Genomic DNA, 26,927 nt, shown 5'->3' with positions numbered 1-26,927 from the left:
GAACACGGGGTGTACAAAAGGAACTCATGCGCGCGATTCGAGTTTCCGAGCACGGTGGCCCCGAGGTTCTGCGGTATGAGGAGGTGCCCGACCCGTCGGCCGGGCCGGGTCAGCTACTGGTCGACACCCAGGGCGTGGGCGTCAACTACATCGACATCTACTTCCGCACGGGCCTCTACCCGCAGGCCACGCCCTATGTGCCGGGGTCCGAGGGCACCGGTGTGGTGGCAGCTGTCGGGTCCGGTGTCACCGAATTCGCTGTCGGCGACCGGGTGGCCTGGGCGGCGGCACCGGGCAGTTACGCCGACAAGGTCGCCGTGGACGAGGCGGTGGCCGTGAAGGTGCCCGACGGCGTCGAACCGACCGTCGCGGCCGCCGCCTTGTTGCAGGGCATGACCGCGCACTACCTGTGCGAATCGGTGTTCACTCCCGAACCGGGCGATCCGGTGCTCATCCACGCGGGCGCGGGCGGGGTGGGCCTGCTGCTCACCCAGATGGCCGTCGCCAAGGGTGCGCGGGTGCTCACCACGGTGTCCACCGACGCCAAGGCCGAACTCTCCCGCGCGGCGGGCGCCACCGAAGTCCTGCGTTACGGCGACGACCTGGCCGAACGGGTCCGCGAGTGCACCGACGGCCTCGGGGTGGCCGCGGTGTACGACGGTGTCGGTGCGAGCACCTTCGAAGCGAGCCTGGCCTCGCTGCGGGTGCGCGGCACCCTGGCCCTGTTCGGCGCGGCAAGCGGCGCGGTACCGCCCTTCGATCCGCAGCGGCTCAATCCGGCCGGATCGCTGTGGCTGACCCGCCCGTCGCTGGGTGCCTACACCCGCGACCGCACGGAGTTCCTGTGGCGGGCAACCGATGTCTTCGACGGGATCGCCGCGGGCACCCTCGACCTGCGCATCGGCGCCACCTATCCGCTCGCCGAAGCCGACCGGGCCCACCGCGACCTGGCCGCCCGTCAGACCACCGGCTCGATCGTGCTGCTGCCCTAGCGACGAAAAACCGGCGGCCGGGCATCCACTGCCCGACCGCCGGTTCGCGAAGTATCGCTAGCCGAGCCCCACGAGACTGCCGATGGTGTCCCAGCCGAGCACCGAGTCCACTGCCAGCCCGCAGAACACCACGGCCAGGTAGTTGTTGGACTGCAGGAACAACCGCAGCGGCTTCACCGATTCCCCGCGGCGCACACCGGCGTAGAGCTGGTGGGCCATCAGCAGGAACCAGGCACCGGCCACCAGGGCCACGGCGGCGTAGATGACACCGGTCGCGGGCACCAGCGCCAAGGTGGCGAGCACGGTGAGCCAGGTGTAGATGACGATCTGCTTGGTCACCACCTGTTCGGTGGCCACCACCGGCAGCATCGGCACGCCGGCCGCGCGGTAGTCCTCCTTGTAGCGCATGGCCAGCGCCCAGGTGTGCGGCGGTGTCCAGAAGAAGATCACCGCGAACAACACGATCGCGGGCCAGCCGATGTCGCCGGTGACCGCCGACCAGCCGACCAGGGCGGGCATGCACCCGGCCGCGCCACCCCACACCACGTTCTGCGAGGTCCGGCGCTTGAGGCCCTTGGTGTAGACGAAGACGTAGAACAGGATCGTGGCCACGACCAGCAGGCCGCTGAGCAGGTTGGCCTGCCACCAGAGCCAGGCGAAGGACGCGGCGCCGAGCACCACGCCGAAGACGAACGCGTGCGAGGTGGGTACCGCCTCGCGCGCCAGCGGGCGGCGCGCGGTCCGCTTCATCACCTTGTCGATGTCGGCATCGGCCACACAGTTGAGGGTGTTGGCGCTGGCCGCGCCCATCCAGCCACCGAACAGGGTGACCAGGATCAGCCGGATGTCGACGTTGCCGCGGTCGGCCAGCAACATCGTGGGGATGGTGGCGACGAGCAACAACTCGATGACGCGCGGCTTGGTGAGCGCGATGTAGGCCAGGGGCTTGCGCACGATCCGCGCGGCGAGTCCGTCGCCGTCGAGTCGATCGGCGAGTGCCGTCGACGATGATCCGTGCGCACCGCTACTACCCGGCTCGTGACCGATCCGCACTGTATCTCCTCGCACGCTGTGCTTCGCTACACTTCGCATTCCGGTAATGGAACGAGCAGCGCGCGGCTGCGGCGCGGCCACTACTACAGACGATGGTAGACCCACAGGGGTACCGCTCCGCGCCAGGGCCCTGCCACCGTGGGCGCGGTCACTGTGCCCCGACCGGGCTCCCAGCGCACCGACGCGGCGATGAACTGCCGCCGACGCGCAGGTGAACGCCGTCGCGCGGGCTCCGGCGCGCGGCGCGCCGACGAGCATCCACGACGCCCCACCGGATCGCTGTGCCGCCAACTACACTCACTACCAGGGTTCGCGCTGATCCGGTGCAGCGGCACCTTTAGGGTATTCCTGTACATCGGTACGCACCCCGGCCGCGTGCGATCCCGTACGACACGATCGCCGCTGCCAGTTATCGCCGTCGACGAAACCTAGGTCAGGAGAACCACGGTCGTGTCAGTCACAGACGACATTCGCGCCCTCACTCAGCGGAACTATCCCAGCGACTGGACGGACCTGGACACCAAGGCCGTCGATACCGTCCGTGTTCTCGCCGCCGACGCGGTGCAGAAGGCGGGCAACGGTCACCCGGGCACCGCGATGAGCCTCGCTCCCGTCGCCTACTCCCTGTTCCAGCGCGTCATGCGCTCCGCGCCCGCCGATCCCAGCTGGGCCGGGCGCGACCGCTTCGTGCTCTCGTGCGGGCATTCCAGCCTCACCCTCTACATCCAGCTGTACCTGGCCGGTTACGGCCTGGAACTCACCGACCTCGAGCAGCTGCGCCAGTGGGGGTCGCTGACCCCGGGCCACCCCGAGTTCCGCCACACCGACGGTGTCGAGATCACCACCGGCCCGCTGGGTCAGGGCCTGGCCTCCGCGGTCGGCATGGCGATGGCCGCTCGTCGTGAGCGCGGCCTGTTCGACCCCGCCGCCCCGGCCGGCACCAGCCCGTTCGACCACTTCATCTACACCATCGCCTCCGACGGTGACCTGCAGGAAGGTGTCACCGCCGAGGCCTCCTCGATCGCGGGCACCCAGCAGCTGGGCAATCTCGTCGTCATCTACGACGACAACGAGATCTCCATCGAGGACGACACCGACATCGCCTTCACCGAGGACGTCGCCAAGCGCTACGAGGCCTACGGCTGGCACGTGCAGATCGTCGAGGGCGGCGAAGACGTGGTGGCGATCGAGAATGCGCTGTCCGCGGCCAGGACCGAGATCGACAAGCCCTCGATCATCATCCTGCGCACCATCATCGGCTTCCCGGCGCCCACCAAGATGAACACCGGTGGCGCGCACGGCGCGGCACTGGGCCCCGACGAGGTCGCCGAGGTGAAGAAGGCGCTGGGCTTCGATCCGGACAAGTCCTTCGAGGTCGACCCCGCCGTCATCGAGCACACCCGCAAGGCGCTGGGCCGTGGCAGCGAGGCCAAGGCGCGCTGGCAGCAGGACTTCGACAAGTGGGCCGAGGCGAACCCGGAGAACAAGGCGCTCTTCGATCGCCTGCAGACCCGTTCGCTGCCCAAGGGCTGGGTGGAGGCGCTGCCGAGCTTCGAGACCGACCCGCAGGGCCTGGCCACCCGCAAGGCGTCGGGCAAGTTCCTCGCCGCCGTCGCCGACGAACTGCCCGAACTGTGGGGCGGTTCGGCCGACCTGGCCGAGTCGAACAACACCACCATGCCCGGTCAGCCGAGCTTCGGCCCCGAGTCGATCTCCACCGGCACGTGGAAGGCCGACCCGTACGGTCGCACCCTGCACTTCGGTATCCGCGAGGCCGCCATGGGCGCGATCCTCAACGGCATCGCGCTGCACGGCCCGACCCGCCCCTACGGCGGCACCTTCCTGGTGTTCTCCGACTACATGCGCCCGCCGGTGCGCCTGGCCGCGCTGATGCGCGTGCCCGCCATCTACGTGTGGACCCACGACTCCATCGGCCTGGGCGAGGACGGCCCCACCCATCAGCCGATCGAGCACCTGGCCGCGCTGCGCGCGATCCCCGGCCTCAATGTCGTGCGCCCCGCCGACGCCAACGAGACCGTGCACGCCTGGCGCACCATCCTCGAGCGCGATTCCGACGAGCACAGCTCGCACTTCCCGGTGCACGAGGAGCCCAAGCAGGATGGCCCGTCGGCGCTGGCGCTGACCCGCCAGAACGTGCCGACGCTCGATGGCACCAGCTACGAGGGCGTGCGCAAGGGCGGCTACGTGCTGGCCGAGGCGTCCACCGGCACCCCGCAGGTGATCCTGATCGGCACCGGTTCCGAGGTCCAGCTCGCGGTGGCCGCGCGCACTACGCTGGAAGAGCAGGGCATCGCGACCCGCGTGGTCTCGATGCCGTGTGTGGAGTGGTTCGACGCGCAGGACCAGGGCTACCGCGACGAGGTGCTGCCGCCGTCGGTGCGCGCCCGGGTGGCGGTGGAGGCCGGTATCGCGATGCCGTGGCACCGATTCGTCGGTGACGCGGGCGAGATCGTGTCCATCGATCACTTCGGCGCGTCGGCCGACTTCAAGACGCTGTACCGCGAATTCGGCATCACCGCCGATGCCGTCGTGCGCGCCGCGCTGCGTTCGACCGACAAGGCTAAGGGGTAAAGACCATGGCACAGAACGAGAATCTCGCCGCGCTCTCGGCCGCCGGGGTCTCGGTGTGGCTCGACGATCTGTCGCGGGACCGCATCCAGTCCGGCAATCTGGCCGATCTGGTGGCGACCCGGGGCGTCGTCGGGGTCACCACGAACCCGTCGATCTTCCAGGCCGCGCTGAGCGTGGGCCACGCCTACGACGCGCAGGTGAAAGCGCTCGCCGCCGAGGGTGCCGACGCCGACGCCGCGATCCGCACCATCACCACCGACGACGTGCGCGCCGCCTGCGACGTGCTCGCCCCGGTGTTCGAGTCGACCGGCGGTACCGACGGCCGGGTGTCGATCGAGGTCGATCCGCGGTTCGCCTTCGACGCCGACAAGACCGTCGCCCAGGCGATCGAGCTGTGGAAGATCGTCGACCGCAAGAACCTGTTCATCAAGATCCCGGCCACCGAGGCGGGTCTGCCCGCGATCACGTCGGTGATCGGCGAGGGCATCAGTGTGAACGTGACGCTGATCTTCTCGGTGCCGCGTTACCGCGCGGTGATGGGCGCCTATCTCGACGGCCTGCGCAACGCCAAGATCGGCGGCCACGACCTGGCCAAGATCCATTCGGTCGCCTCGTTCTTCGTTTCCCGCGTGGACACCGAGATCGACAAGCGCCTGGACAAGATCGGCACCCCCGAGGCGCTCGCGCTGCGCGGCAAGGCGGGCGTGGCCAACGCCCGGCTGGCCTACGCCGAGTACCAGGACGTGTTCGACGGTGGGGCGCACACCTCCACCTACAACCACCTGGCCTCCCAGGGTGCCAACCGGCAGCGGCCGCTGTGGGCCTCGACCGGGGTGAAGAACCCGGATTACTCCGACACCCTCTACGTCACCGAGCTGGTGGGCCCGAACACGGTCAACACCCTGCCGGAGAAGACGCTCGAGGCCTTCGCCGATCACGGTGAGGTGCGCGGTGACACCCTCAGCGGGCGGGCGGTGGAGGCCGCGCAGGTCTTCGCCGACCTCGAGGCGGCCGGTGTCGACCTGGACGAGGTGTTCGTCCAGCTCGAGCGCGAAGGCGTCGACAAGTTCGAGGCTTCGTGGGGTGAGCTGATCGAGGCGACCACCGCGGAATTGCGCACGGCGGCGGCAGAGGACAACTGAATCGATGGTCGGCACAGCATCGACGGATCAGGCGGGGCTGTGGCACAACCCGCTGCGCGACGAACGCGACAAGCGGGTGCCCTTCATCGCGGGCCCGTGCTGCATGGTGATCTTCGGGGTGACCGGAGATCTGTCCCGTAAGAAGCTGATGCCGGCCATCTACGACCTGGCGAACCAGGGGCTGTTGCCCCCTGGTTTCGCCCTGGTCGGCTTCGCCCGGCGCAACTACGCCGACGAGGATTTCGCGTCGGTCGTGCTCGAGGCGGTGAAACAGCACGCGCGTACCCCCTTCCGCCAGGAGGTCTGGGACCATCTGGCCGAGGGGCTGCGCTTCACCCAGGGCAGTTTCGACGACGACGCGGCCTTCGCCTCGCTCGCGCAGACCCTGCGTCATCTCGACGAAACCCGCGGCACCCGCGGCAATTACGCCTTCTACCTGTCGATCCCACCGAACATGTTCCCGGTGGTGCTCGATCAGCTCTCCGAGCACGGGCTGGCCCAGGCCGCCCCGGACCCCGACGGCTACACCCCGTGGCGGCGAGTGGTGATCGAGAAGCCCTTCGGGCACGACCTGGCCAGCGCCAAGGAGCTCAATGCCCTGGTGAACCGGGTCTTCCCGGAGGAGCAGGTGTTCCGCATCGACCACTATCTCGGCAAGGAGACGGTGCAGAACATCCTGGCGTTGCGCTTCGCCAACGAGCTGTTCGAGCCGATCTGGAACGCCAACTACGTCGACAGCGTGCAGATCACCATGGCCGAGGACATCGGACTGGGCGGGCGCGCGGGCTATTACGACGGTATCGGCGCCGCGCGGGACGTGATCCAGAACCACCTGCTGCAACTGCTCGCGCTGACCGCGATGGAGGAACCCACCTCCTTCGAGCCGATGCAGCTCACCACCGAGAAGATCAAGGCGCTCTCGGCCACCAAACTCGTCGCGCCACTGGACGAGACGACCGCGCGCGGCCAGTACACCGAGGGCTGGCAGGGCAGCGAACATGTGGTCGGCCTGCATCAGGAGGAAGGTTTCGATCCGCAGTCGCGCACCGAGACCTACGCCGCGATCACCCTGCACGTGGAGAACCGCCGCTGGGCCGGTGTGCCGTTCTACCTGCGCACCGGAAAACGGCTGGGACGGCGGGTGACCGAGATCGCGGTGGTGTTCAAACGCGCGCCGCACCTGCCCTTCGACCAGACGATGACCGAGGAACTGGGCCAGAACGCGCTCGTCATCCGGGTGCAGCCGGACGAGGGCATCACCTTGCGCTTCGGTTCCAAGGTGCCGGGTTCGGGGATGGAGGTGCGCGATGTGAACATGGACTTCAGCTACGGCGAAGCGTTCACCGAGTCCTCCCCGGAGGCCTACGAACGCTTGATCCTCGACGTGCTGCTCGGTGTCCCGTCCCTGTTCCCGGTCAACGCGGAGGTCGAATTGTCCTGGCGCATCCTCGATCCCGTGCTCGCGCACTGGGCGGCGGAGGGCAAACCCGAACCCTACGAGGCCGGTACCTGGGGTCCCACCTCGGCCGATGAGATGCTCGCGCGCAGCGGGCGCGAATGGCGGCGCCCGTGATCGTCGACATGCCCGACACCGACACCGTCGAGGTCGGCAAGCGGATGGTGCAGTTGCGCGAGACCAACGGTGTGATCACCCAGGGCCGGGTGCTCACCCTGGTGGTGTGCACGCTGGATTCCTCCGAGGCCGAGGACGCGATCGACGCCGCCAACGACGCCAGCCGTGAACATCCCTGCCGGGTGATCGTGCTGGCCCGCGGTGACCGCGATGCCGAGGCCCGCCTCGACGCCCAGATCCGGGTCGGTGGTGACGCCGGAGCCGCCGAGGTGATCGTGTTGCGGTTGCAAGGCCCGCTGGTGAACCACGAGAGCAGTGTCGTCACCCCGTTCCTGCTGCCCGACACCCCGGTGGTGGCGTGGTGGCCGCGGGGCGCACCGGAGTTCCCCTCGCAGGACTCGGTGGGCAGGCTGGCCAAGCGCCGCATCACCGACGCCACCTTCGCCGCCGATCCACAGGCCGCGATCAAGCAACGCCGATTCTCCTACGCCGACGGCGACACCGATCTGGCGTGGAGCCGCATCACCTACTGGCGCGCGCTGCTGGCCGCCGCGCTCGACGAACCACCGTTCGAGCCGATCACCTCGGTCACCGTGTCGGGCCTGTCCAGCGAGCCCGCGTTGGACACCTTGGCCGGCTGGCTGGCTTCACGGTTGCACTGCCCGGTGATCCGCAAGTCGGGTGAGCTGCGGGTGGAGATCCACCGGGGGGCCGATTCGATCGCGATCTCACGACCTCAATTGGGAAGGACGGCAACGCTGACCCGGACCGGCGAACCCGACCAGCGGATCGCGCTGGCGCGCCGGGAAACTCGCGACTGTCTCGCCGAAGAACTGCGCCGGCTCGATGCCGACGAGATCTACGCCGAGGCGCTCGCCGGAATCGAGAAGGTGACCTATGAGTGACCACATCGACGTGCACGACGACCTCGGCGAAGAGTTCCCGGCCGACACGATCGAGATCCACGACGACAAAGAGCTGCTCGCCGACGCCGCCGCCGAACGTTTCGTGGCGGTGCTCGCGGCCGCGCAGGCCGAACGTGGCACCGCCTCGGTGTCGCTCACCGGCGGCAGCGACGGCATCCGCCTGCTCGAGAAGGTTCGTCAGGCGCCGGGCGACATCGACTGGTCCCAGCTCTACGTGTACTGGGGCGACGAACGTTTCGTCCCGGCGGGTGACGCGGAACGCAACGAACTGCAGGCCAGGCAGGCGCTGCTGGACTTCGTCCCGCTCGACCCGGCTCACGTGTTCCCCATCGCCGCCTCCGACGGCCCGTACGGTTCCCCGGAGGAAGCGGCCGCCGCCTACGCCCAGGCGATCCACACCGAACTCGACGAGCGCGGCGAATTCGATCTGACGGTGCTCGGTATGGGACCCGAAGGCCACATCGATTCGCTGTTCCCGCACTCCCCCGCCGTCCGGGAGCAGACCGATTATGTCGTGGCCGTGCACGATTGCCCGAAGCCGCCGCCCACCCGGGTCACCCTGACCCTGCCCGCGGTGCACCGGTCGCGCCACGTGATGCTGGTGGTCAGCGGCGAGGGTAAAGCGGCCGCGGTCGCCGCCGCCGTCAGCGGCGCCTCGCCCGACGATGTCCCGTCGGCCGGTGCGGTCGGCATCGACTCGACCACCTGGGTGATCGACGAGGCGGCCGCCGCCGACCTGCTGCTCGACGACGGAACCGACTGAACGCCACTCGTACTCGAGTGGGCTGGGTCCGAATCGCGGCCCGGCTCACTCGTCGGGAACGGCTCGCCAGGCGGCGCGGACGGTCGTAGCCGTGCGCTGTTCGCCACGATGCGGCGGTGCAGGTCGCCGTATTCGACCGTGCTCACCGCTGCCGCGAATCCGCGCTCGCGCCGGGCGCCTGCCCGGGCAAGCTACGACCAGTGAGCTGTGGGACCGGCGAGATCAGGTGGTCGGTGTGAGCCCAGCGGCCCAGAACTGGGCGTAGCGACCTTCCTGTCGGAGCAGTTCGGCGTGGGTGCCGTCTTCGATGACGGTGGCGCCGTCGAGGAAGACGATGCGGTCGGCGCGGCGCACCGTTTCCAGCCGATGCGCGACCATGACCACCGTGCGGCCCGCCATCAGTCGTTCGATGCCGTTGTTGACCACGGCTTCGTTGCGCGGGTCCAGGGCGGAGGTCACCTCGTCCAGGAGCACGATGGGGGCGTCCTTCAGCAGCGCTCGGGCGATCGAGACCCGTTGGCGCTCACCGCCGGACAGCAGCGCACCCGCTTCGCCGACCGGGGTGGACCACCCGTCGGGGAGGCGGTCGATCACCTCGTCGAGACCCGCCGCGCTCGCCGCCGCGTGTACTCGGGCGGTGTCGGCGTCGGGGCAGCCGAGGCGGATGTTCTCCTCGATGGTGGCATCGAAGAGGTACACGTCCTGGAAGACGATCGCGAACAGGGAGCTGAGCGTCTCGGTGCCGATGTCGCGCACATCGACACCGCCCACGCGCACCGTACCCGCGTCCACGTCGTAGAACCGCGCCAGCAGTTGCAGCAGGGTGGTCTTGCCCGCACCCGAGGGCCCGACGATCGCCAGCCGCTGCCCTTGCGGCACGGTCAGGGTCAGGTCGTCGACGACCGTGCGGCCGTCACGCCGGAACGTGACCGACTCGAAGGCCAGACCGTGGCCCCGTGGTGCGATGGGCGCGGACGGTTCGGGAAGTGGTTCGGTGCGCAGGACCTCGTCGAGCCGGATCAGTTCCGACCGCGCCGCCCGGAGCTGACCGCCGAGGTCGGCCAGCGACAGCAGCGGGTCGGCGCAGCGGGCGGCCAGCACCAGGACGGCCAGCACCTCCGCGGTACCGATGTCGGCGCCCAGCGCCAGATAGGTGCCGAGGACCAGGAGCACGGTGAACATGGTCTGGACGGCGAGCGAGAGCCCGAGCACGGCGGGTACGGCGGTCCGGGTGCGTCGGCGTGCGGCCCGGCCGGCTTCGCGCAGGGCGTCGTCGAGTTGCCGGAAACCTTCGGTGCTGCGCCCGCCCGCGCGCAGCACCGGCTGGGCCTGCAAGTATTCGATCACCCGACGGGCGGCCTCGTGGTCACGTTCGTGGCGTTCGGCGTCGCCCTCGTCCATCCGTCGCCCGGCCCACGCCTGGATCGCCACCACGACGGGCACCGCGGCCAGGGCGGCCGCCCCCATCCTCCAGTCGAAGGCCAGCATCACCACCACGATCGTCAACGGGGTGACGGCGGCGCTGATGATCGGTGCGAGCAGATGCGCGATCACGCTCATCGCCTGTAGCACGCCCCGGCTGGCCAGCACCGACACGTCCCCGACGCGCCCGGTGGTGTACCAGCCGATCGGCAGCCGGGCCAGTTGGTCACCGAGCCGGTGGTACACCCCGCGCAACAGGGTGGTGCCGCCACGGAAGCCGGACAGGTCGCTGAGGTAGCGCAGCACGGCGAAGCCCGCGACCGCGAAGGCCAGCGCGATCAGCCAGGGCCAGGCCTGGCTGGGGTCACTGCCGAACAGGGCCCGCAGCACGGGCACCAGCAGCGCGTAGGACAGACCTTCGACGACGGCCGTCGTGGTCATCAGGACGACGGTGCGGCGCACCGGCTGGGCGTATTCGTCACCGAGGACGCGTAGCAGTAAGCGAATCATGAGGTCACCGTTCGGTGTGTGTGCCAGATATCGGCGAATCGGCCGTTGCGGGACAGAAGTTCGGCGGGGGTGCCACGTTCGACGATCACACCGTTGTCGAGTACGACGACGGTGTCGGCGTCGGCGATCGTTTCCAGGCGGTGGGCGATGACCAGCAGCGTCCGATCCGCACCGCGGCTCGCCAGGGCGCGGCGCACCGCCTGTTCGGTCTGTGGGTCGGCGAAGGCGGTCGCCTCGTCGAGCACCAGTACCGCGGTGTCGGCGAGCAGGGCGCGAGCGAGCGAGATCCGTTGCGCCTCGCCACCGGAGAGCCGCGCCTGCTCACCCAGCACGGTGTCGTAGCCGTGCGGCAACTCGAGGATGCGGTCGTGGATACCGGCTAGCCGGGCGGCGCGGATCACCGCGTCGGGGGCGGCGTGGGGCACCGCCAGCGCGATGTTGTCGGTGACCGACGCGCGCAACAGCCGCACGTCCTGGAACACGAACGACACCCGCCGATAGAGCTCGGCGCCGGTGAGTTCACGCAGATCGACACCGCCGAGCAGCACCGCGCCGTGCGTGGGGTCGAAGAACCGGGGCAGCAACTGCACCAGGGTGGACTTGCCGCTGCCGGACGGGCCGACCAGTGCCGTGGTGGTACCCGGTTCGAGCACGAGGTCGATTCCGCGCAGCACCGCGCGGTCGGCGTCGTAGCCGAAACCGACATCGCGCAGTTCCACCCGGTGCCCCTGCGGGATTCGCGGGTGCGCGGGCTCGGGCAGCGCGGGTTCGGCCAGGACCGCACTGATCCGCCCGACCGCGCGACGGCCGGCTTGCAGGTCGTCGAACCCGTGTCCCAGCGCCGCCACCGGCGCGGTCAGCCCGATCCCGAGCAGCAGGAACGGCAGCAGATCGGCCGGGGCCATGCCGCCTGTGGTGATCAGTACGGTGCCGCCGACCAGCACCACCAGCAGCACGAACGGTGGCGACAACGCCACCTGCATCCCCGCGGCGGGCCCGGCCAGCCCGCGCACCATGCGCAGGAAGATGTCGGCGAAATCGTCCACGGCGCGCAGGAAACGGCGATGCGCCCGCGCCGATCCGCCGTATGTCTTGACCACGGCGATGCCCTGGACGAATTCGACCACCGAGTTCGCGATCGCGCCCATCGCCGTGTCGAAGTCGGCTTGTTCACGCAGGCGGGTGGGCGTCATCATCAGCGGGACCAACGCGACGGCGAGCACCACCGGTATCAGGGTGATCAGGGTGAGCCGCCAGTCGACGGTGAACAGGTAGATCAGCGACACCAGCGGCACCACGAACGCGGAGACCAGTTCACCCGGTGTGTGCGCGATGATCGGGTGCACGGCGCTGACATCCTCGCCCACGACTTTGGCCAGCTCACCGGTGCGGCGCCGGGAGAACCACCCGAGCGGCACCTGCCCCAGTCGCGCGGCCAGCCGCCTGCGCAGATCCAGCTGCACCCGGTCGTCGAGCAGGTGCCCGATGGCCGCCGAACCCGCCGAGCACAACAGTCGGACGAACAGTCCGAGCGCACCGGCCACCACGACGACCCATACGTGCCGTTGATCGATCGGACCGGGCGACAACAGTTCCCGGCCCACCTCCACGACCGCGAGCAGCGGCGCCAGGCCCGCCACCGCGCCGATCACCTGCAACACCGCGACGGCGGCGAATCGGGACGCGTGCGGGCGCAGCAGTCCGGCCACGCCCGGCGGACCCGCCGCACCGGAATCCGCGGTCCCCGCCGTGCCGCTGTCCGCAGACTCGGCCATGCCACTGGCCGCAGTCCCCGCCACGCCACTGTCCACGGGGGCCCCGGTACCACCATCGCTGCTCGTCGGCTTCGCCGTGCCGCTGTCGATGGTCATCGCTGTACCGCTTTCGTCGCCGCCAACCGGCTGCGCAGATGCGCGAGCACCTCCGCGCGGGCCGGACGGGCGGCGGAGACCAGGCCGGGCATGCTCAGGAAGGCGTGCGTCGCGCGGGGATACCGGGTGAGGGTGACCTCCACCCCCGCCGCGCGCAACCGTTCGGCGTACGCCGGGGAGTGGTCTTCCAAGGGGTCCAGGCCCGCGGACTGAATCAGGACCGGGGCGGTGCCGGTGACGTCGAGGTACATCGGTGAGACGGTGCGGGCGTCGAAGCCCGGGCGCATCGCGAGGCGTTGTACCGCACGGCAATTCGCGGGGGTGGCGGTGGGGCTCTCGGCGTTCTCGGTGAACGACGGGTACTCGAACACCGCGTCGGTCCAGTCGATTTGGGGGTTGATCAGCACCTGGGTGCGCACCCGCAGGCCCAGTGCTGCGGCGTGGTCGGCGGCGCGAACCGCGAGCGTGGCGCCCGCGCTGCTGCCGAGCAACGCGAGCCGGGTGCCGTCGGCTCCCCACTGCGTGGCCCGCGCGAGGAGCAGCGGTGTCGCCTCGCAGGCGTCCTCGACGGCGGCGGGCAGCACATGCTCGGGGGCGAGCCGGTAGTCGAGCGAGGCGACCACCGCCGGGCCTGCGGCGGCCAGGTGACTGAGCAGCCAGTCGTCCTGGCCGGGGACGCCGGTGATGAACCCGCCGCCGTGGAAGGCCACGATCAGCGGCAGGTCGGTGCCACCGCCCGAGGGCCGGTACACGCGCACCGACAGGGTGCGACCGGGCAGCTCGAGTGCGTGCGTGCTGATGTGGGCGCCCCGGTCGGGTCTGCCGTTGACGAGGGCACCGAGCGCGCTCCGGCGCACCCGCTCCTGGGCTTCGCGTGCTTCGACGAGCTGGGCGGGGGTGATCGAATCCCAGTCCGGGCCGCTGTCGAGTGCGGACAATGCCCGCATCCGAAGGGGAATCCTGCCTCGCATGATGTGCCTTTCCGATCCTGCCGCGCACCGGCCGAGGTGGGCGGTGTAGCGATACCCTGGCAGGTGTGACCGTCGTTGCGCTTTCGGAAATATGCGGTCCCCCGCGGTCACCACTGGTGTGGATCCGGCCCGGCCATGCCGGCTACATCGGGCCCGAGATCGGCGTCGACCCGCATTCCACCTCGGTGGCGGTGTTCTGCGCCGGTCTGGACGGGCCGTTCGTGCTCGAGACCGCCACCCACGGCGAGTTGCGCACCGGCAGCGCGCTGGCCCCCGCCCGCGCGGTGCACCGCGTGAACGCACCCGAGGCGTGGATCCTGCTGTTGTTCGTCGACATCGCCGGTTCACCGGCCACCGCCATCGCCGCCGAGATGACGAGCACCGTCGGCCCCTACCGGCTCGGCCACCGCCGCGAGGCCGAACTCGTCGAGCTGTGCCGCGCCGGCGAGGTGAGCCCGGAGCGGATCTTCGCCGCCGCCGCGCCGGGGCGCACCCAGCTCATCGACCCACGGATCGAATCGGTCGCCCACGCGATCCGCCGCAACCCGCAGCGCACCTTCCGGGCCGACACCGTGGCCGCCCGACTCGACCTGTCCACCTCACATTTCCTGCGCCTGTTCGCCCAGCAGTGCGGCACCACGTTCCGCCGCTACCAGCAGTGGTCACGAGTGATGCACGCGATACGCGCCGTGGCCGACGGTCACGACCTCACCCGTTGTGCCATCGACGCCGGGTTCGCCACCCCCTCACATTTCAGCGAGACGGTCCACCGGATGTTCGGCACCTCGTTGACCAGAATCCTGCGCGCCGGTGTGCGTTTCGACCTCGGGACTTCCGCTGACACCTGAGCGCCGCCGGCTGCGGGACGCAGGACCCGGTACTTCCCGTGCTGCGGGTCGGTGCCGGAATGGTGGCCGATCCCCGGCAGGCACGCACTAGCATCGGCTACACGGCACAGGCGAGGTTCGGATGTCGACTCGACTACGGGCGAGGAGTTGGTGCGGTGGCGCTGGGATCGCTCGACCTGGATGGGGCCTTCCGGGCCGCGATGAACGGGCTCGCGGCGCCCGGCGGACTCGACGCGGCCACGGGCATCGATGCCGCGTTCGGGCTGGAGCTTTTCGAATCCCAAGCCGCCAGTAGGCATCTGGATCTGGTGGCACGGCGGCTGGGTGCGGACCGGCAGGGGTATTACAGCATCGGGTCCTCGGGGCACGAGGGGAACGCGGCGGTGGCGGCGGCGCTGCGGGTGGACGATCCGGCATTGCTGCACTACCGGTCGGGCGCGTTCTTCGTGCAGCGGTGCAAGCAGATCCAGGGAGTGGATCCGATCCGGGATGTGCTGCTGGGGGTGGTCGCCGCGGCGGCCGATCCGATTTCAGGTGGCCGGCACAAGGTCTTCGGGAGCGCGGCGGCTTCGGTCATCCCGCAGACCTCGACCGTCGCGTCGCATCTGCCGCGCGCGGTGGGGCTGGCCTTCGCGTTGGATCGTGCCGCGCGACAAGGTGTTGCGTGCCCGTGGCCGGCCGACGCGGTGGTGGCGTGCAGCTTCGGGGATGCCTCGGCCAACCACTCCACGGCGGCCGGGGCGATCAATGCCGCCGTGCATGCCGCCCATCAGGGCGTGGCGATGCCGATCGTGTTCGTGTGTGAGGACAACGGTCTCGGCATCAGCGTGCCGACTCCCCCGGACTGGATCGAACGCGCCTACGGTCCCCGCCCCGGGCTCACCTACCTGGCCGCCGACGGGTGCGTGCTACCCGATGTGCTCGGCGCGGCCGAGGACGCGGTGTATCTGGCACGGACGTGGCGGGTGCCGGTGTTCCTGCATGTGCGCACCGTGCGGTTGGGTGGGCACGCGGGCTCCGATGTCGAGTCGGGTTATCGCAGTCCGGCCGAGATCGCGGCCGACCTGGCCCGGGATCCGCTGGTCGGCACCGCCCGGTATCTCGTGGCCGCCGGTGTCGCCGAGCCGGGCGAGTTGCTCGCCCGCTACGACCGGATCGGGGCGCACGTGCGCGAGGTGGGCGCGCAGGTCGTGCGAGAGGCGCGGCTCGATTCAGCACAAGCTGTCACCGCCGCGCTGGCCCCGGTGCGACCGGGTGCCGTACAAGCTGAGGTCATGCGCGCATCAGCGGCGGCGATCGTCAGCGACTGGCCTCCCACCGCCGAACCCACCTCGAACCCGCCGCACGCAACCCCGGCGATCGGAACCCCGACTCCGGCAACCTCGACTGCTCCGGCTCCGACAGTTGCGGCTTCCACGATTTCGACTCCCAACAGCTCGGGAGCGCCCGCGGCGCCACCGCCGATGACTCTCGCCCAGGCGATCAACCACACCCTCGGCGAACTCCTGTCCCGCGACCGCGATGTGCTCGTCTTCGGCGAAGACGTCGGCCGCAAGGGCGGGGTGTACGGCGTCACGAAGGGCCTGCGGAAGCGGTTCGGTGCCCGGCGGGTGTTCGACACCCTGCTCGACGAACAAGCCGTGCTCGGTACCGCGCTCGGCACCGCGCTGGCCGGGTTCGTGCCGATCCCGGAGATCCAGTACCTGGCCTACGTGCACAACGCGATCGATCAGATCCGTGGTGAGGCCGCGACCCTGCGGTTCTTCTCCGACGGGCAGTTCCGCAATCCGATGGTGGTACGGATCGCCGGGCTGGCCTATCAGAAGGGTTTCGGCGGCCACTTCCACAACGACAATTCCCTTGCCGCACTGCGTGACATCCCCGGCGTGGTGGTCGCGGTGCCCGCCCGCGCCGACGACGCCGCCGCGATGCTGCGCACCTGTGTCGCGGCCGCCCGGGTCGAGGGCCGGGTGTGCCTGTTCGTCGAACCGATCGCGCTGTACCACACCCGGGACCTGCATCCCGGCGACGAATCCTGGCTCGCCTCCCCCACCACCGAGCACGTCCCGATCGGCCGCGCCCGCGTCCACGGGACGGGTGCTGACCTGACCATCGTCACCTTCGGCAACGGGGTACCGATGAGCTTGCGGACCGCGGATCGTCTCACCGCGCAGGGCCTGCACGCACGAGTGCTGGACCTGCGCTGGCTGAATCCGCTGCCGGTCGCCGACCTGGTCCGCCATGCCGAGGCCACCGGTCGCGTACTGGTGGCCGATGAGACGCGGCGCGGTGGCGGGGTGTCCGAGTCGGTGTATGCCGCTCTCGTCGACGCGGACTACCGCGGTGCGCTGGCCCGCGCGACCAGCGCGGACAGTTTCGTCCCGCTCGGCCCGGCCGCCGAGACCGTGCTGTTGAGCGAGGCCGCGATCGAGAAAGCCGCGCACCGCTTGCTGCGGTGAGCGGCGATCAGCGAGCCGGCGCCGGGCTCAGGCGAACTTGATCTCGAGGCCGATGCCGAGGATCGCGATCAGCCAGACGATGCCGACGAAGATGGTGATGCGGTCGAGATTCTTCTCGACGACGGTGGAGCCGGACAGGCTCGACTGCACGCCGCCGCCGAACAGGCTGGACAAGCCACCTCCCTTGGCGCGATGCAGCAGCACCAGCAGCACCAGCAGCACGCTGGTGACGATGAGGAGGATATCGAGGAACAGCGACATGGCGTTCATCCTAGGCGGTCGGCGACCGACTGGTCTAACCAGGCTCGACCGCCACCAGGTGGGAGACGGTTTCGGGGCCCGCGGCGAAGTGCGCGACAGTCTGTTCGATCTCCCGGTCGCGGGCGGTCAGGCGCACCTGGTGCTGATGCATGTGTTCGGCCCAGGACCGCACGACGAAGGCCTCGACGAACCGGTCGACGGTGCCGACGTCGCGATACAGCCGCCATTCCATCGCCCCGGTCCGCTGCCGGGAGCGCCCCACCAGCGCCATCGATGCGGTGAATCCGGCGACTTCGGCGGGCGGCACGTCGTAGCCGCGCATCACCAGTACCGGGCCGTCCGCGGGTTCGGGTTCGACGACGAGTTGCGGTTCGGGCCAGAACGCCGCCGGGGAGAGGTCGATCTGCTCCGCGTTGTGCCGGATCGGCAACCACAGCGCGCTCACCGCGCAACCGGCCAGCAGTGCCGACGCGATCAGCAGCGCGGTCACCGCACCGTAGGCACCGGCGACCAGACCCCACACCAGCGAGCCGATCGCCTGCCCGCCCATGAACACGAGCATGTACACCGACAGCCCACGTGCCCGCACCCAGGCCGGCAACAGCAACTGCATGGTGGAGTTCAGCGTCGACATCGCCAGCAACCAGGCCAGCCCGGCGCCCACCAGCAGCACCAGCACCACCGGCACGCTGTCCACGAGCGCGGCCGCGAGCGCGCCCAGACCGAACAGCACCGCCGCGAGCGCGAGCCGCTGGGTGGGAGTGAACAGCAACCGCAACCGCGACAGCCCCAGCGCACCGCACACCGCGCCCAGCCCGAGCGCGCCCAGCAGCAAGCCGTAACCGTCGGCGCTGAGCCCGAGCCGGTCGTGCGCGATGACCGGCAGCAACGACCACACGGCACTGGCCGGGGCGATGAACAGGATGGCCCGGAACAGCACCCGCCGGATCGCCGGTGCGGCGCGAATGAACCGGGTGCCCGCTTGCAGGGCGGCCAGCGGCCGCTCGGTGGGCAGCGTCGAGTGGTGGGTCGGCCATTTCGCCACCACCAGCACCGCGACGATGCCGATGAAGGACAGGGTGTTGAAACCGAACACGACCGTCGGCCCCAGGATCGAGATGAGCACACCGGCCACGGCGGGCCCGACCGCCCGGCCGATGTTGACACTCATCGAGCCCAGCGCCGCCGCGGAGGAGATCTGGTCGCGCGGTACCAGTTCGGGCTGGATGGCCTGCCACGCGGGCGCGGTGAGCGCCTGCCCGCAGCCCAGCAGGAACAGCAGGGTGAGCAGCACCGCCGGCGTGGTGTGACCGGTGGCGGTGAAGATCGTGAGGGTGAGCGAGACCAGCGCCATCCCGGTCTGCGCGCCGAGCAGCAGGCGACGGCGGTCGAGCAGGTCGGCCAGCACACCGGACGGGATCGACAGCAGCATCACCGGCAGCGTGAGCGCGGTCTGCACGAGCGCGACCAGCACCGCCGCGTTCGGCTCGTCGACCACCAGCCACTGCGCGGCGACGGTCTGCATCCAGGTGCCCAGATTCGACACCAGCTGCGCGATCCACAGCGCGCGGAACAGTGGGGACCGCAGCGGCGCCCAGGTCGAGATCCGATCCGCCGCCACATTGCCCACGCGTCGAGCATATCCCTGGCGACCGGCCCCGGAGGCGACGTCCTCCCCGGCTCCGGCCGTCGCGGCCGGCACTCGACCGCCGGCCGCGACGACCACCGCGAACCGCCGGACAACCTGTGGCCCAACGCAATATCGTGAAAAGTGCTAATTTCTGATCGCTCTCGAGCACGCAGTAACGAGCTCCCGTTTCGTTCGGGGGGAGCTTTTCACGACACGAAGGAATCGCATGTCTGTCCCGCAGCAGCCCTATGGCCAGCAACCGCCGCCCTACGGCCAGCAGCCACCCGGCGGCTACCCGCCCCACGGCGGATACCCCCAGCCGCCGAAGAAGAAGAAAGTGTGGCCCTGGGTACTGGGCGGCATCCTGCTCGTGCTGCTGCTGATCATCGGCGGCTGTGTCGCACTGGTCGGCTCGGTCGCCAACGAGATCGACAACGAGTCCAAGCGCGTGGTCAACGTCTCCTACGAGGCGGGCGGAACCGGCACCGCCTCCTCGATCACCTACTCCGGTTCAGGTCTCGACGTCGGGCAGGAGTCCGATGTCGCGCTGCCGTGGTCCAAGGACATCGCCATGGACGGCCTCGCGAAGTTCATGTCCCTGAGCGTCATGGCGGGCGTAGACGGCGGGCAGGTGTCCTGCAAGATCACCGCCGACGGCAAGGTGATCGCCGAGGAGCAGGCCAGCGGCCAGTTCGCGACCGCCACCTGCTCGGGCACCGCCGACTGAGCGTTTCGCCCACCCGCCCCGGACACCACCACGTTCGCGCGCTCGCCGGGACACACCCGCGCAACGCCGATCGGTGTCCGGGGCGCGGCCGTACCATCGGCTCCATGCGGATAACCCCCAGTCGTCTCGTCGTTCTCCTCGCACTGGCCGGCACGGTCGTGGCCGGTTGCGGATCCGCCGACGACGACGAACCGCCGCAGGACACCGCGATGCCGATGGGCCACACCTACATCTCGACCGAGGTCGAGGGCGGCGCGATTCCCGGCGGCGGGCCGATGACGCTCACCTTCGCCGACGGCCGGATCTCGGCGCACTCGGGCTGCAACACCGCCAGCGGTCCGGTCGACCTGAGCGAGCACACGCTGCGGGTGGACAAACTGACGAGCACCCTGATGGCGTGCACCGACGGCCGCGGCGAAGCCGATGCCTGGCAGAACTCGTTCCTCGAAGCCGACCCGCGCTGGCACCTCGACGGCCCCACCCTGACACTGACCGGCGACAACATCACCGTGCGGCTCACCGACAAGGAGATCGTGCACCCCGACAAGCCGCTCACCGGCACCGAGTGGGTGGTCACGGCGCTGCTCACCCCCGACGCCCAGGTGCGCTCGACGGTGCTCGACGAAGTGGCGCCCAATCTCACGATCACCGAAGACGGCCGGGTCAGCGGGCACGCGGGATGCAATCGGCTCACCGGTACCGCCGAACTCGGGCCGGGCGAGTCGGTGACCTTCGCGGTCGCCACCACCAAGGTGATGTGCGCCCCCGACGTGATGGACGTCGAACAGCAGGTGCTGCGCGCCCTCGACGGGCACACCACCGCCACCGTCGACGCCGACACCCTCACGCTGCGCAACGACAACGGCCACGGCCTGGTTCTGCACACCGAATAGGCATCGATGACGACGGGCCGGAAACCTGGTCGGTTTCCGGCCCGTCGTGTGGTGTCGTCCTACCCGATCAGGGCAGCGGCCCGCCCGCGGCGATCGCTGACAGGGTGGCGAACTCGTCACCCTTGAGCGAAGCACCACCGACGAGGGCGCCGTCGATGTCGGTCTGCCGGATCAGCTCGCCGATGTTCTTGGCGTTCACCGACCCGCCGTAGAGCACCCGCACTCCGGCGGCGACCTCCGGGGAGGCCAGCTTCTCCAGCTCGCCGCGGATCGCACCGCACACTTCCTGCGCGTCGGCCGCCGAGGCCACCTTGCCGGTGCCGATCGCCCACACCGGTTCGTAGGCGATGACGATCTGCGAGATCTGTTCGGCGCTCAGGCCTTTGAGGGAACCACGCAGCTGCTCGAGGTTGTACTCGACGTGGGTGCCCGCCTCGCGCACACCCAGCCCCTCGCCGATGCAGACGATCGGGGTGATCTCGGACTTCAGCGCCTGCTTGGCCTTGGCCAGCACGGTCGCGTCGTCTTCCTGGTGGTACTGACGCCGCTCCGAGTGCCCGACCACCACATAGCTGCAGCCGAGCTTGGCCAGCATCGGCGCACTGACCTCGCCGGTGTAGGCGCCGGAGTCGTGCACCGACACGTCCTGGGCACCATAGGTGAGCAGGAGCTTGTCGCCCTCCACGATCGACTGCACGCTGCGCAGATCGGTGAACGGCGGGATCACCGCGACGTCGACCTTCGCGAAGTACTTGTCCGGCAGCGCGAACGCCACCTTCTGTACCAGCGAGATGGCCTCGAGGTGGTTGAGGTTCATCTTCCAGTTGCCCGCGATGAGCGGTTTACGTGCTGCCATCGCTCAGCCCTCCAGCACCGAAATACCGGGCAGCTCTTTGCCTTCCAGGTATTCCAGGGAAGCGCCACCGCCGGTGGAGATGTGCGAGAAGCCGTCGTCGGGCAGGCCGAGGGTGCGCACGGCGGCCGCCGAGTCACCACCGCCGACCACGGTGAACGCGCCCTTGGCGGTGGCGGTCACGATGGCTTCGGCGACACCACGGGTGCCGGCGGCGAACTTCTCGAACTCGAACACGCCCATCGGGCCGTTCCAGAACACCGTCTTGGCTTCGGTGAGCAGCGCGGAGAACCGGGCCACCGACTCGGGGCCGATGTCCAGACCCATCCAGCCGTCGGGGATCTCGGTCGCGGCCACCGTCTTCGAGTCCGCGTCGGCCGCGAACTTGTCGGCCGCGACGATGTCGACCGGCAGGTGCAGCACGTCGCCGAAGCGCTCGAGCAGTTCCTTGCAGGTGTCGATCATCTCTTCCTGCAGCAGCGAGGTGCCCACCGAAAGCCCCTGTGCGGCAAGGAAGGTGAAGCACATGCCGCCGCCGATCACCAGGGTGTCGACCTTGGGGGCCAGCGCCTCGATCACCGCGAGCTTGTCCGAGACCTTGGAGCCACCGAGCACCACCGCGTACGGGCGGGCCGGGTCCTGGGTGAGCTTGCGCAGCACGTCGACCTCGGCGGCGACCAGGGTGCCCGCGTAATGCGGCAGCACCTTCGCCACGTCGTAGACCGAGGCCTGCTCGCGGTGCACCACACCGAAACCGTCAGAGACGAACGCGCCGTCGTCGCCGACCAGCTCGACCAACGCCGCGGCGAGCTTCGCCCGTTCCGCCTCGTCCTTGCTGGTCTCACGCGGGTCGAAACGCACGTTCTCGAGCAGCAGCACGTCGCCGTCGGTGAGGCCCTCCGAGCGCGAGAGCGCGTCGTAGCCCACCACGTCGCCGGCGAGCTGGACGTTGCGACCCAGCAGCTCGGCCAGCTTCGCCGCCACCGGGGCGAGCGAGAACTTGGCATCGGGCTCGCCCTTGGGCCGGCCCAGGTGCGCCATCACGACCACCTTGGCGCCGGCCTCGACCAGTGCCTCGATGGTGGGAACCGAGGCGATGATGCGGCCGGGGTCGGTGATCTGTCCGTTGTCGTCGAGGGGGACGTTCAGGTCGGAGCGCACGAGCACGCCCCGGCCCTCGACACCCTCGGCCAGGAGATCCTGGAGTGTCTGGACCGTCATCGCGTTCAGAGCGACTTGCCGACGAGATCGACCAGGTCGGCGAGGCGGTTGGAGTAGCCCCACTCGTTGTCGTACCAGGACACGACCTTGACCTGGTTGTCGATCACCTTGGTCAGCGGCGCGTCGTAGATCGAGGAGTGCGGATCGGTGACGATGTCGCTGGACACGATCGGGTCCTCGTTGTACTTGAGGATGCCCTTCATCGGGCCCTCGGCAGCGGCCTTCATCGCGGCGTTGACTTCCTCGATGGTGGCCGGCTTCGCCAGGGTCGCGGTCAGGTCGGTGACCGAGCCCGTCGGGACCGGAACGCGCAGCGCGTAGCCGTCGAGCTTGCCCTGCAGCTCGGGCAGCACCAGGCCGATGGCCTTGGCCGCGCCGGTGCCGGTGGGCACGATGTTCAGGGCCGCGGCGCGGGCGCGACGCAGATCCTTGTGCGGCGCGTCCTGCAGGTTCTGGTCCTGGGTGTAGGCATGCACGGTGGTCATCAGGCCGTTCACGATGCCGAACGAGTCGTTGAGCACCTTGGCGATCGGGCCCAGGCAGTTCGTGGTGCACGACGCGTTGGAGATGATGTTCTGGCTGCCGTCGTACTTGTCATCGTTGACGCCCATCACGATGGTGATGTCGTCACCGGTGGCAGGCGCGGAGATGATGACCTTCTTGGCACCCGCGGACAGGTGGCCCTTGGCCTTCTCGGCGGCGGTGAAGATGCCGGTGGACTCGACGACCACATCGACGCCCAGGTCGGCCCACGGCAGGGCCGCCGGGCCCTCCTTGATGGCGAGCGCCTTGATGCGCTGCTCGCCGACCACGATGGTGTCGCCGTCGACGGAGACGTCCTGCGGCAGCCGGCCCAGGATCGAGTCGTACTTCAGCAGGGTGGCCAGCGTGTTGATGTCGGTGAGGTCGTTGACCGCGACGATCTCGATATCGGTCTTGCCGACAGCTTTCAGCGCCTCCACCGCACGGAAGAAGTTTCGTCCGATACGACCGAAGCCGTTGATACCTACCCGGACAGTCACGTTATCGCTCCTCAGCTTTCAAGCGGATTCATTCCGACCGTAACCACAGTAGTAGCCGCCCTCCCCATCACGACAGCCACCTGTGCGTTGTGAGCTCCCCGGCCCCCTGCCCGTGGAGCACCCAGAATAAAGGGCAGAGCGGTCACGCATGACCGCTCTGCCCTGAACGTCGGATTCACCACGTTGTTTTCCGCTCGGCTGCCGCCTCAGGCGTCGTCGAGCAGTTCCGCCGTCACCGCCGACTCCGTGTCCGGGATACCGAGGTCCTTGGCACGCCGGTCGGCCATCGACAGCAGCCGCCGGATCCGTCCGGCCACCGCGTCTTTGGTCATCGGTGGCTCGGCCAGCTGTCCCAGCTCCTCGAGCGAGGCCTGCCGGTGCTGCACCCGCAGCCTGCCCGCCGCCGCCAGATGATCGGGCACGTCGTCGGCCAGGATCTCGAGCGCTCGCTCCACCCGGGCCGCCGCCGCGACCGCCGCACGCGCCGAACGACGCAGGTTGGCGTCGTCGAAGTTGGCCAGCCGGTTGGCGGTGGCGCGCACCTCGCGGCGCATCCGCCGTTCCTCCCAGGTGAGCCTGGTGTCCTGCGCACCCATCCGGGTGAGCAGCGCGCCGATCGCCTCACCGTCACGCACCACGACCCGGTCGGTGCCGCGCACCTCGCGAGCCTTGGCGGTGATACCGAGCCGCCGCGCCGCGCCGACCAGGGCCAGCGCCGCCTCCGGACCGGGGCAACTCACTTCCAGTGCCGAGGAACGCCCCGGCTCGGTGAGCGACCCGTGCGCGAGAAACGCCCCGCGCCATGCCGCTTCGGCATCACCGATACTGCCGCCGACCACCTGCGCGGGCAGCCCGCGCACCGGCCTGCCACGCACGTCGAGCAAACCGGTCTGGCGCGCCAGCGCCTCGCCTTCCTTCGACACGCGCACCACATAGCGGGAGGTCTTGCGTAATCCTCCCGCGCCCAGTACGTGCACGTCGGAGCCGTAACCGTAGAGCTCGAAGATCTCCCTGCGCAGCCTGCGCGCAATGGAGCCCATGTCCACTTCGGCTTCCACGATCACCCGGCCACCGACGATATGCAGACCACCCGCGAACCGCAGCAATGCCGACAATTCCGCCTTGCGTGAGCTGACCTGCGATACCACGAGCCTGCTCAGCTCGTCCTTCACCTCGGCTGTCATCGCCACGAGACGCGCTCCTTTCCCACCGACCGCGGACGCTCATCTGCAACACTGTGCACATCTGAGACACTGTGTCGTCCATCGACTCGAAGCCCAGCCAGTTGCGGCCGCGGCGACCGGATCAGCTGATCCAGTGCGGCGGCAAGTTTTCCGGGATGATGCCGATCCGTTCCCGGCTCGGCCACATCGCAGAACGTTACCCGTGCACGCAACTGTTCGGCGGCTCTTGCCACATGTTCCCGCTGCCGCCCCTCGGGCACCGACGCCGAGTCGACGAGCACCTCGTCGACCGCGAAATCCGGTGCGTGCTGGGACAATACATGCAGATGACGTTCGGCCGAAAAGCCGGCCGTCTCCCCCGGCTCCGCGGCCAGGTTCAGCACCAGCACCTTACGCGCTCCGGTGTGCACCAGCGCATCGTGCAACTGCGGCACCAGCACGTGCGGGATGACGCTGGTGAACCACGAACCCGGGCCCAGCACAACGACATCGGCGTGTTCGATGGCCGCGGTGGCCGCGGGGACGGCGGGGGGATCGGACGGAATCAGCCGCACCCGCCGGACCTTACCCGGTGTGGTGGCCACCGCCACCTGCCCGCGCACGCACCGGCCGATCCGCGGATCCGATTCCAGCCCCGACACTTCGGCCTCGATGTCGAGCGGAATCGGTGACATCGGCAGGACCCGACCGGTGACGCGCAATATCCGGCCCACCTCGTCGAGCGCGGCCACCGGGTCACCGAGGACGTCGGTGAGCCCGGCCAGCAGCAGATTACCCACCGAGTGCCCCGACAGCGCACCCGTGCCGCCGAAGCGGTGCTGCACCGTCGTGGTCCAGACGCCGCCGGCGTCCTCGGACAGCGCGGCCAGTGCCATGCGCAGATCACCCGGCGGGAGCATGCCCAGTTCCGCGCGCAAGCGCCCGGACGAGCCGCCGTCGTCGGCGACGGTGACCACCGCGGTGATCCGCCTGGTCAGTCTGCGCACGGCGGTGAGCGTCGCGTACAGCCCGTGCCCGCCGCCGAGCGCGACGACGGCGGGATCGGACTCCCAGCCACTCATTCGCGCCCCAGATCCCGGTGGACCACGCGCACGACGTCCACCGCCGCGTGCCCGGTCCCGTCACCGACGAGTTCGCCGAGTGCCTCGGCGATCGCGACGCTGCGGTGTCGGCCGCCGGTGCACCCCACTGCCACCGTCATGTATCGCTTCCCCTCTTGGCGGTATCCGGTCGTGGTCAGGTCGACCAGGTGGCCGCAGGTCCGCAGGTAGTCCTGCGCGCCCGGTCGCGACAGCACGTAATCGCTGACCACCGCTTCCTGTCCCGTGTGTTCGCGCAACTCCGGAATCCAGTGCGGATTGGGCAGGAATCGCACATCCAGCACCGTGTCGGCGTCGAGTGGAACACCGTACTTGAAGCCGAAGGACTGCACGGTCAGTTGCAGCGCGGCGGGCGCGCCCGCGCCGTAGGCCTCCTCCAGCTTGCGGTGCAGCTGGTGAATCGAGAGTTCGGTCGTGTCGATGACCAGGTCGGCGGCGCCCTTCACCGCGCCGAGGCGCACCCGTTCGGCGGTCAGACCGGCCGAGAGGGTGCCGTCGGCGCTGTCGCTCTGCAGGGGGTGCCTGCGCCGGGCGAAGCCGAACCGCCGGATCAGTACGTCGTCGGAGGCTTCCAGGAACAGGACCCTGGTGCGGATGCCCGCCGAGCGTAGTTGTTCGGTGACACCGGACAGGTCACCGGTGAAGAACCGGCTCCGCACGTCCATCACCAGGGCGAGCCGGCGGATCGGCGGATCGGCCGCCGCGCCGAGTTCGATCATCCGCCCGATCAGTTCGGGTGGCAGATTGTCGGTCACGTACCAGCCGAGATCCTCCAATACGCGCGCGGCGGTGCCGCGGCCCGCGCCGGACAAGCCGGTCACGATGACCACTTCTACTGGTTGCTGTTTTTCGGTGACCGACCCGGCGTGTTCGGGTCCTGCCCCCGCATTGTTGTTCGATTCGACGCGTGTCAT

At 69.5% G+C, this 26,927-nt stretch carries 22 protein-coding genes; 10 read left to right on the top strand and 12 right to left on the bottom strand.

The annotated features are described in order from the left end of the window. Nucleotides 1–26 precede the first annotated feature (26 nt). A complete protein-coding gene (locus ACFO5K_RS06180; RefSeq protein WP_378557070.1) occupies nucleotides 27–992 on the top strand; it encodes a quinone oxidoreductase family protein in 966 nt (321 codons plus the stop codon). Nucleotides 993–1,049: 57 nt separating this feature from the next. On the opposite strand, the gene ACFO5K_RS06175 is transcribed toward ACFO5K_RS06180, so the two are convergent. Further along, nucleotides 1,050–1,949 carry a heme o synthase gene (locus tag ACFO5K_RS06175; RefSeq protein ID WP_378557696.1) on the bottom strand — a complete coding sequence of 300 codons (900 nt, stop codon included), beginning with the start codon at nucleotides 1,947–1,949 and terminating at the stop codon, nucleotides 1,050–1,052. A gap of 546 nt (nucleotides 1,950–2,495) precedes the next feature. Between ACFO5K_RS06175 and tkt the strand changes: the two genes are divergently transcribed. The 5 genes from tkt to pgl are packed head-to-tail and all read left to right on the top strand — an operon-like array spanning nucleotide 2,496 to nucleotide 9,041. Continuing rightward, nucleotides 2,496–4,637 (top strand): transketolase, encoded by a 2,142-nt coding sequence (gene tkt / locus ACFO5K_RS06170; RefSeq protein ID WP_378557067.1) that lies wholly within the window; start codon nucleotides 2,496–2,498, stop codon nucleotides 4,635–4,637. Between the two features lie 5 nt (nucleotides 4,638–4,642). Continuing rightward, a complete protein-coding gene (gene tal, locus ACFO5K_RS06165) occupies nucleotides 4,643–5,779 on the top strand; it encodes a transaldolase (protein WP_378557064.1) in 1,137 nt (378 codons plus the stop codon). Nucleotides 5,780–5,783: 4 nt separating this feature from the next. Continuing rightward, nucleotides 5,784–7,352 (top strand): glucose-6-phosphate dehydrogenase, encoded by a 1,569-nt coding sequence (gene zwf / locus ACFO5K_RS06160; protein WP_378557061.1) that lies wholly within the window; start codon nucleotides 5,784–5,786, stop codon nucleotides 7,350–7,352. Continuing rightward, on the top strand, nucleotides 7,349–8,257 hold the full coding sequence (gene opcA, locus ACFO5K_RS06155) for a glucose-6-phosphate dehydrogenase assembly protein OpcA (protein ID WP_378557693.1): 909 nt from the start codon (nucleotides 7,349–7,351) through the stop codon (nucleotides 8,255–8,257). Before zwf ends, opcA begins: the two co-directional genes overlap by 4 nt. After that, nucleotides 8,250–9,041: a 6-phosphogluconolactonase gene (gene pgl / locus ACFO5K_RS06150; RefSeq protein WP_378557058.1), complete on the top strand. Its 792-nt coding sequence runs from the start codon at nucleotides 8,250–8,252 to the stop codon at nucleotides 9,039–9,041. The genes opcA and pgl overlap by 8 nt, the downstream gene beginning before the upstream one ends. Before the next feature lie 222 nt (nucleotides 9,042–9,263). Here pgl and ACFO5K_RS06145 read toward each other — a convergent pair whose 3' ends face one another. Genes ACFO5K_RS06145 through ACFO5K_RS06135 form a run of 3 tightly spaced genes read right to left on the bottom strand, consistent with a single transcriptional unit; the run spans nucleotide 9,264 to nucleotide 13,791 of the window. After that, complete coding sequence (locus ACFO5K_RS06145; protein WP_378557054.1) at nucleotides 9,264–10,973, bottom strand: ABC transporter ATP-binding protein; 1,710 nt, start codon at nucleotides 10,971–10,973, stop codon at nucleotides 9,264–9,266. Beyond that, on the bottom strand, nucleotides 10,970–12,844 hold the full coding sequence (locus ACFO5K_RS06140; protein WP_378557051.1) for an ABC transporter ATP-binding protein: 1,875 nt from the start codon (nucleotides 12,842–12,844) through the stop codon (nucleotides 10,970–10,972). Before ACFO5K_RS06140 ends, ACFO5K_RS06145 begins: the two co-directional genes overlap by 4 nt. After that, on the bottom strand, nucleotides 12,841–13,791 hold the full coding sequence (locus ACFO5K_RS06135) for an alpha/beta hydrolase fold domain-containing protein (RefSeq protein WP_378557048.1): 951 nt from the start codon (nucleotides 13,789–13,791) through the stop codon (nucleotides 12,841–12,843). The genes ACFO5K_RS06140 and ACFO5K_RS06135 overlap by 4 nt, the downstream gene beginning before the upstream one ends. Nucleotides 13,792–13,880: 89 nt before the next feature. On the opposite strand from ACFO5K_RS06135, the gene ACFO5K_RS06130 reads away from it, so the two are divergent. Both ACFO5K_RS06130 and ACFO5K_RS06125 read left to right on the top strand, forming a co-directional pair. Continuing rightward, the gene (locus ACFO5K_RS06130; protein ID WP_378557045.1) at nucleotides 13,881–14,663 is read left to right on the top strand and encodes an AraC family transcriptional regulator; all 783 of its coding nucleotides are present in this window, start codon (nucleotides 13,881–13,883) and stop codon (nucleotides 14,661–14,663) included. Between the two features lie 200 nt (nucleotides 14,664–14,863). Further along, nucleotides 14,864–17,122 (top strand): thiamine pyrophosphate-dependent enzyme, encoded by a 2,259-nt coding sequence (locus ACFO5K_RS06125; RefSeq protein WP_378557690.1) that lies wholly within the window; start codon nucleotides 14,864–14,866, stop codon nucleotides 17,120–17,122. 27 nt (nucleotides 17,123–17,149) lie between these two features. Here ACFO5K_RS06125 and secG read toward each other — a convergent pair whose 3' ends face one another. Together secG and ACFO5K_RS06115 are read right to left on the bottom strand one after the other, a co-directional pair. Further along, a complete protein-coding gene (gene secG / locus ACFO5K_RS06120) occupies nucleotides 17,150–17,383 on the bottom strand; it encodes a preprotein translocase subunit SecG (RefSeq protein ID WP_378557042.1) in 234 nt (77 codons plus the stop codon). 34 nt (nucleotides 17,384–17,417) lie between these two features. Further along, entirely contained in the window at nucleotides 17,418–19,004 is a 1,587-nt protein-coding gene (locus ACFO5K_RS06115; RefSeq protein WP_378557687.1) for an MFS transporter, read from the bottom strand. Nucleotides 19,005–19,239: 235 nt separating this feature from the next. Here ACFO5K_RS06115 and ACFO5K_RS06110 point away from each other — a divergent pair, with 235 nt between their 5' ends. Further along, nucleotides 19,240–19,740: an MmpS family transport accessory protein gene (locus ACFO5K_RS06110; protein WP_378557039.1), complete on the top strand. Its 501-nt coding sequence runs from the start codon at nucleotides 19,240–19,242 to the stop codon at nucleotides 19,738–19,740. A gap of 104 nt (nucleotides 19,741–19,844) precedes the next feature. Further along, on the top strand, nucleotides 19,845–20,633 hold the full coding sequence (locus ACFO5K_RS06105) for an META domain-containing protein (protein WP_378557036.1): 789 nt from the start codon (nucleotides 19,845–19,847) through the stop codon (nucleotides 20,631–20,633). A 67-nt stretch (nucleotides 20,634–20,700) separates the two neighbouring features. Here the strand turns inward: ACFO5K_RS06105 and tpiA are convergent, their stop codons facing one another. The 6 genes from tpiA to rapZ form a co-directional block, all read right to left on the bottom strand. Then, entirely contained in the window at nucleotides 20,701–21,489 is a 789-nt protein-coding gene (tpiA, locus tag ACFO5K_RS06100) for a triose-phosphate isomerase (RefSeq protein ID WP_378557033.1), read from the bottom strand. A gap of 3 nt (nucleotides 21,490–21,492) precedes the next feature. Beyond that, a complete protein-coding gene (locus ACFO5K_RS06095) occupies nucleotides 21,493–22,707 on the bottom strand; it encodes a phosphoglycerate kinase (protein ID WP_378557030.1) in 1,215 nt (404 codons plus the stop codon). Nucleotides 22,708–22,712: 5 nt separating this feature from the next. Continuing rightward, a complete protein-coding gene (gene gap, locus ACFO5K_RS06090) occupies nucleotides 22,713–23,729 on the bottom strand; it encodes a type I glyceraldehyde-3-phosphate dehydrogenase (protein WP_378557027.1) in 1,017 nt (338 codons plus the stop codon). A gap of 206 nt (nucleotides 23,730–23,935) precedes the next feature. Then, nucleotides 23,936–24,919, bottom strand: coding sequence for a DNA-binding protein WhiA (gene whiA, locus ACFO5K_RS06085; RefSeq protein WP_019047780.1), 984 nt, complete (start codon nucleotides 24,917–24,919; stop codon nucleotides 23,936–23,938). Continuing rightward, nucleotides 24,910–25,974: a gluconeogenesis factor YvcK family protein gene (locus tag ACFO5K_RS06080; RefSeq protein WP_378557023.1), complete on the bottom strand. Its 1,065-nt coding sequence runs from the start codon at nucleotides 25,972–25,974 to the stop codon at nucleotides 24,910–24,912. The genes whiA and ACFO5K_RS06080 overlap by 10 nt, the downstream gene beginning before the upstream one ends. Beyond that, nucleotides 25,971–26,927, bottom strand: a complete 957-nt coding sequence (gene rapZ, locus ACFO5K_RS06075) for an RNase adapter RapZ (protein WP_378557020.1) — start codon at nucleotides 26,925–26,927, stop codon at nucleotides 25,971–25,973. Before rapZ ends, ACFO5K_RS06080 begins: the two co-directional genes overlap by 4 nt.

This window comes from Nocardia halotolerans, assembly GCF_042650145.1.
In the GTDB taxonomy this organism is placed as follows: domain Bacteria; phylum Actinomycetota; class Actinomycetes; order Mycobacteriales; family Mycobacteriaceae; genus Nocardia; species Nocardia halotolerans.
This window is presented reverse-complemented; position numbering and strand designations above follow the sequence as displayed.